The 6,685-nt window shown below is 64.0% G+C and carries 5 protein-coding genes; all 5 read left to right on the top strand.

The annotated features are described in order from the left end of the window. Positions 1–284: 284 nt before the first annotated feature. The 5 genes from rimP (at position 285) to truB (ending at position 6,671) form a co-directional block, all read left to right on the top strand. Positions 285–863, top strand: a complete 579-nt coding sequence (rimP, locus tag ACM14_RS21310; RefSeq protein ID WP_034392158.1) for a ribosome maturation factor RimP — start codon at positions 285–287, stop codon at positions 861–863. Positions 864–950: 87 nt separating this feature from the next. Then, the gene (nusA, locus tag ACM14_RS21305) at positions 951–2,438 is read left to right on the top strand and encodes a transcription termination factor NusA (RefSeq protein WP_012204833.1); all 1,488 of its coding nucleotides are present in this window, start codon (positions 951–953) and stop codon (positions 2,436–2,438) included. Positions 2,439–2,461: 23 nt separating this feature from the next. Then, complete coding sequence (infB, locus tag ACM14_RS21300) at positions 2,462–5,323, top strand: translation initiation factor IF-2 (RefSeq protein WP_013803037.1); 2,862 nt, start codon at positions 2,462–2,464, stop codon at positions 5,321–5,323. A 6-nt stretch (positions 5,324–5,329) separates the two neighbouring features. Continuing rightward, entirely contained in the window at positions 5,330–5,701 is a 372-nt protein-coding gene (rbfA, locus tag ACM14_RS21295) for a 30S ribosome-binding factor RbfA (protein ID WP_012204835.1), read from the top strand. 4 nt (positions 5,702–5,705) lie between these two features. Next, on the top strand, positions 5,706–6,671 hold the full coding sequence (gene truB, locus ACM14_RS21290; protein WP_012204836.1) for a tRNA pseudouridine(55) synthase TruB: 966 nt from the start codon (positions 5,706–5,708) through the stop codon (positions 6,669–6,671). The last annotated feature ends 14 nt before the right edge of the window (positions 6,672–6,685 follow it).

Below are 6,685 nucleotides of genomic sequence, written 5' to 3'. Positions count from 1 at the left end.
GAGCGCGTTGGCGTCTGAGCCTCGGGCAAGGGCGGGTGGGCGGGCATGAGGCGCCTCGTCCTGTCCCCGCTTTTGTGCGGGGCGGGCTTGGCCTGAAGGTCGTTTGCGGATACAATGGCATATTCACGACCAAACGGGCGGGTACCAACCGCCCTTTTTTTTGGGCGATCTTCGGGCGACCTTCGGGATTGCCATGGGGCTCGGCGCTGTTGGGACATGGCTGCTGCCAATGTTTCAGGGGCGTTCCGGGTCTTTTGTGTTTGCAGGACTGAATTTAAATACACGTGGCACTACAGCAAATCGTTGAACAAACCGTGACAGGTCTGGGCTATGACCTGGTGGAAATAGAACGCTCGGCGGGCGGGCTGTTGCGCGTCACAATTGATTTGCCTTGGCAGCCCCCGGTGGAGGGTGAGCCGGTGGTGCCGGAGCAGTTCGTGACAGTCGAGGACTGCGAGAAGATCACGCGCCAGCTGCAGTTCGCGCTTGAGGTTGATGGCGCAGATTACACGCGCCTTGAGGTCTCCTCCCCTGGTATCGACCGCCCCCTGCGGCACGAGCAGGACTTCACCCGCTTTGTCGGTGAAGTCATCGACCTGACCCTCAAGGAGCCCATCGGCGCTGCCGCTGAAGGGCAGGTCAGCGCCAATCGCAAGAAATTCCGCGGCACGCTGGAGCGTGCCGAAGATGGTGGCTGGCAGATCGTCTGGAGCGACGAGCCACCCGTCAAGCCTGGCCAGAAGGTCAGCAAAAAGCGTGTTCCCGCGCCCCTGCAGGCGCTGGGCTTCACTCTGGAGGAGCTGCGCGAGGCGCGTCTGGCTCCCATCGTGGATTTCAAGGGGCGTTCTGCCAAGCCGGTCTGATCGGAGCAGGCAGGGTACGTCGAATCATTGGGGCAGGAAGGGCACTGCCATCCCCTTCCTGTGTGATTGAAATAGGAGAGTCGTCGCATGAATCGCGAATTGTTGATGTTGGTAGAAGCCATTTCGCGCGAAAAGAACGTGGAGCGCGATCTGGTGTTCGGTGCAGTGGAATCGGCCCTGGCCCAGGCCACCAAGAAGCTGTACCAAGGTGAGGTGGACATCCGCGTGGCCATCGATCGCGATAGCGGTAACTACGACACCTTCCGCCGCTGGCTGGTGGTGCCCGATGATGCGGGCCTGCAAAACCCCGATGCCGAAGAAATGCTGATGGACGCACAGGACCGCGTCCCCGGTATCTCCGAAGGCGAGTACATCGAGGAAGAGATCGAGTCGGTGCCCATCGGCCGCATCGGCGCCATGGCGGCCAAGCAGGTCATCCTGCAGAAGATCCGTGACGCCGAGCGCGAAATGCTGCTCAACGAGTTCCTGTCGCGCGGCGACCGGATCTTCACGGGCACCGTCAAGCGCATGGACAAGGGCGACATCATCGTCGAGGCCGGCCGTGTCGAAGGACGCCTGCGCCGCAACGAGATGATCCCCAAGGAAAACCTGCGCAACGGCGACCGCGTGCGGGCCATGATCATGGAAGTGGACGCCACGCTGCGCGGCGCGCCCATCATCCTGTCGCGCTCGGCGCCCGAGTTCATGGTCGAGTTGTTCCGCAACGAAGTGCCCGAGATCGAGCAGGGCCTGCTGGAGATCAAGAGCTGCGCTCGCGATTCCGGCAGCCGCGCCAAGATCGCCGTGCTCAGCCATGACAAGCGTGTCGATCCCATCGGCACCTGCGTCGGCGTGCGAGGCACCCGTGTCAACGCCGTCACCAATGAACTGGCTGGCGAGCGCGTGGACATCGTGCTGTGGTCCGAAGACCCTGCACAGTTCGTGATCGGCGCGCTGGCTCCGGCCAATGTGTCGTCCATCGTCGTGGACGAGGAAAAGCATGCCATGGACGTGGTGGTTGACGAGGAAAACCTCGCCATCGCCATCGGCCGTGGCGGTCAGAATGTTCGCCTGGCTTCCGAGCTCACCGGCTGGAAGATCAACATCATGGACGCGGCTGAGTCTGCGCAAAAGCAGGCGGACGAGTCCGCTGTTGCGCGCCAGCTGTTCATGGAAAAGCTCGATGTGGACGAGGAAATCGCCAACATCCTCATCGAGGAAGGTTTCGAGACCCTGGAAGAAGTGGCCTATGTGCCGCTGCAGGAAATGCTCGAAATCGAGGCGTTCGACGAAGAGACGGTGAACGAGTTGCGCACCCGGGCGAAAGATGCACTGCTGACGCAGGAAATCGCGCACGAGGAAAACGTGGGCAAAGTGTCGCAGGATCTGCTGACGCTCGAGGGAATGACTCCGGAGATCGTGGACAAGCTGGCCGAGGCCGATGTGCACACCCGAGACGATCTGGCCGATCTGGCCATCGACGAGTTGACCGAGCTGACCGGGCAGACCGAGGAAGAAGCGAAGGCTTTGATCATGAAGGCGCGTGAACACTGGTTCACCGAAGGGCAAGAGTAAGGTCAGGGAGGTTCAGAGCATATATGTCCAGTAATACGGTTGCCGAGTTTGCAAGAGAGCTCAACAAGACCCCTGACACGTTGCTGCAGCAGCTCAAGGCTGCAGGCGTCGCCAAGGACAACGCATCGGATGCGTTGACCGACGGCGACAAGCAGCAACTGCTCAGCCATCTGCAGGCCAGCCACGGAAGTGGCGCCAAGAAGATCACGCTGACCAAACGGTCCACAAGCGAGATCAAGCAGGCCGATTCGTCGGGCCGCGCCCGCACCATCCAGGTGGAAGTGCGCAAGAAGCGTACCTTCGTCAAGCGTGACGAGGTCGCCGAGGGCGCCTCCGATCCCGCTGTCGTTGCCGCTGCCCAGGAGCAGCGCGCGGCATCGGAGCGCGAGTCCCAGGATCTGGTGCGCCGCGAAGGGGAAGCACGTCGCCAGGCCGAAATGATCGGCCGCGAGGAGGAAGAATTGGCACAGCAACGCCGTGAGCGCGAAGAGCGCGAACTAGTTCAACAACGCGAACGAGAAGCCGAAGAGCGCGCAAGCGCCTATGCGGCTGCAGAAGCCGCAAAGATCCTCGAGGCCAACCGCGCGAAGCAGGAAGCTTCGCGTGAGCAGGCTGCAGGCCAGGCCGCGCGCGCCGAAGCCCAGGTTGCGGCTCGCGTCAAGGCCGAGGAAGAGTCCAAGGCCCGCGCGGCCGAGGAAGCCGAACGCGCCAAGGATCTGGAAGACCGCCGCCGCAAGGCGCTGGCCGAGGCCGAAGCCATTCGCGCCATGATGGCTGCGCCCAAGAAGGTGCTCGTGGCCAAGAAGCCTGAAGAGCCCAAGCCCGTGGCCAAGCCTGCAGCGCCCGCTGCCGGCGATGCCAAGAAGACCACGCTGCACAAGCCCGCTGGCACGACCGCCGGTGGAGCCGGTGCGCGTGCGGGTGCGCCTGCCGGTGCCGGCAAGGAAGTCAAGTCCGCCAAGCTCTCGTCGAGCTGGGCTGGCGATGGCAAGAAGAAGGAAATCAAGACCCGTGGCGACAGCTCCGGTGGCGTGGGTGGCCGTTCCAACTGGCGCGGCGGCCCGCGTGGCGGCCGTCGTGGCAATGACCGTCATGACGGTCAGCACCAGAGCGCGGCAGCGGAATTCCGCGCCATCGAAGTGCACGTGCCCGAGACCATCACCGTGGCCGAGCTGGCCCACAAGATGTCGGTCAAGGCGTCCGAGCTGATCAAGGTGCTGATGAAGATGGGCCAGATGGTCACCATCAACCAGCCTCTGGACCAGGACACGGCCATGATCGTGGTCGAGGAAATGGGCCACACGGCCAAGGTCGCCGCGCTGGACGATCCCGAGGCCTTCACGGCCGAGGAAGTGTCCCAGCAGGAAGCTGCCCAGGAGTCGCGTGCTCCCGTGGTCACCGTCATGGGCCACGTGGACCACGGCAAGACCTCGCTGCTGGACTACATCCGCCGCACCAAGGTGGCGTCGGGCGAAGCCGGTGGCATTACCCAGCACATCGGTGCCTACCATGTGACGACGCCCCGCGGCATCGTCACCTTCCTGGATACCCCGGGCCACGAGGCCTTCACGGCCATGCGTGCCCGTGGTGCCCAGGCCACCGACATCGTCATCCTGGTGTGCGCGGCCGACGACGGCGTGATGCCCCAGACCAAGGAAGCCATCAAGCACGCGAAGGCGGCTGGTGTGCCCATCGTGGTTGCCATCACCAAGGCCGACAAGCCCGATGCCAACCTCGACCGCGTCAAGCAAGGTCTGGTGGCCGAGCAGGTGGTGCCTGAAGAGTACGGCGGCGAGTCCCCGTTCATCGCCGTGTCCTCCAAGACCGGCCAGGGCATCGACGAGCTGCTGGAGCAGGTTCTGCTGCAGGCCGAAGTGCTGGAGCTGACCGCTCCCGTGGAAGCCGCTGCCAAGGGCCTGGTCATCGAAGCCCAGCTGGACAAGGGCCGCGGCCCTGTGGCCACGGTGCTGGTGCAGTCCGGTACGCTGAAGGTGGGCGACGTGGTGCTGGCAGGCCAGACCTACGGCCGCGTGCGCGCCATGCTGGACGAAGACGGCAAGCAGACCAAGTCTGCCGGCCCCTCCATCCCGGTGGAAATCCAGGGTCTGTCCGACGTGCCCCAGGCCGGCGACGACTTCATGGTGCTGCAGGACGAGCGTCGTGCCCGCGAAATCGCGACCTACCGCGCCGGCAAGTTCCGTCACACCAAGCTGGCCCGCCAGCAGGCTGCCAAGCTCGAGAACATGTTTGCCGAAATGGGTGCAGGCGAGGTCCAGACCCTGCCCATCATCATCAAGGCCGACATGCAGGGCTCTCAGGAAGCGCTGGGCACATCGCTGCTCAAGCTCTCGACCGACGAGATCCGCGTTCAGCTGGTCTACTCGGGCGTGGGCGGCATCAGCGAGTCCGACGTGAACCTGGCGCTGGCCTCCAAGGCCATCATCATCGGCTTCAACGTCCGGGCCGATGCCCAGGCGCGCAAGACGGCCGAGAGCAACGATGTGGACCTGCGCTACTACAACATCATCTACGACGCAGTCGAAGAGGTGAAGGCGGCCATGTCCGGCATGCTGGCTCCCGAGCGCAAGGAAGAGATCATCGGCATGGCCGAGATCCGCACCGTGTTCGTGGCTTCGAAGATCGGCACCGTGGCCGGCTCGTACATCACGCAAGGCCAGGTCACGCGCAATGCGCATTTCCGCCTGCTGCGCGAGAACGTGGTCATCTACACGGGCGAGATCGAATCGCTCAAGCGCCTGAAGGACGACGTCAAGGAAGTCAAGGAAGGCTTCGAGTGCGGTATCAAGCTCAAGAACTACAACGACATTCGCGAAGGCGACGTGCTCGAAGTGTTCGAGATCAAGGAAATCGCGCGCTCGCTGTAATTCGCCATGGCAACACGCAAGTCCGCTGCGCCGAATCGCAGCTTCAAAGTCTCTGACCAGATCCAGCGTGATCTGGCAGAGCTGATCGCGCGCGAGTTGAAGGACCCGCGCGTGGGCATGGTCACGCTGCAAAGCGTGGAGGTGACTCCGGACTATGCCCACGCCAAGGTCTACTTCAGCCTGCTCGTGGGCGATCCACAGGCGACGCAGGAAGCGTTGAACCAGGCCGCAGGCTTCCTGCGCAATGGCCTGTTCAAGCGCCTGCACATCCACACAGTGCCCACGCTGCACTTCATCTACGACCGCACCTCCGAGCGTGCGGCCGACATGAACGCCTTGATCGCCAAGGCCGTTTCTTCGCGCGGAAAGGAAGAGTAGCCCCATGAACGCGCCACGCACAAGGGTGCAGCGGCGCCCTGTGCATGGGGTGTTGCTACTCGACAAACCGCTGGAGCTGTCCAGCAACGACGCCTTGCAAAAGGTCAAGTGGTTGCTGCGCGCCGAAAAGGCCGGACACACCGGCACGCTGGACCCGTTGGCCACCGGCGTGCTGCCGCTGTGCTTCGGTGCGGCGACCAAGTTCAGCCAGTTGCAGCTTGAAGCTGCCAAGACCTACGAGGCGATTGCGCGCCTGGGCCAGACCACGACCACGGCCGATGCCGAGGGCGAGGTGCTGCGCGAGCGCGCCGTTGACCTCGCCGCCCTCACGGCCGAGCGATTGGCCGCCGTGCAGGCGCAGTTCACGGGTGCGATCCGCCAGGTGCCACCCATGTACAGCGCCCTCAAGAAGGACGGCAAGGCTCTCTATGAATATGCGCGTGCCGGCATCGAAGTCGAGCGCCCGGCGCGCGAAGTGACAATCCACGCACTGGAGCTTTCGCTGACGCAAGACAGCGAAGGGCTGCCTGCGATCCGGATGCTGGTGACCTGCAGCAAGGGCACCTACATCCGCACGCTGGCCGAGGACGTGGGCGAGGCCCTGGGCTGCGGCGCGCACCTGCGCGCGCTGCGCCGTATCGACACCGGGGGGCTGGGTGTCGAGCGCTGTATCTCGCTGGAGGCGCTGGCCGCCATGGGCGAGGGCGAGCGTCTGCAGCAGTTGCAGCCTGTCGACGCCCTGCTGGCCAGCCACACGGCTGTCACGCTGGGCGAGCAAGATGCGGCCCGTTTTCTCACGGGCCTGCCCCGCAAGGGCGCTTGGGCCGATGCCGAGGCGGTGGCTGTGTATGGCGAGAACCCACAGGCTCTGCTGGGAGTGGGGCGCGTGGTGCGTGGGGAACTGATCCCCGGGCGCCTGCTCAGTTCACTGGAAATTCAACAGATTTTGGAAGACACGCCGCGCCCATGACGCAGCGGCAATGG

The organism is Delftia sp. JD2 (assembly GCF_001682645.1).
GTDB lineage: Bacteria > Pseudomonadota > Gammaproteobacteria > Burkholderiales > Burkholderiaceae_C > Comamonas > Comamonas acidovorans.
Note: the sequence above shows the minus strand (reverse complement) of the source record. Positions and strands in the feature narration are given on the sequence as shown.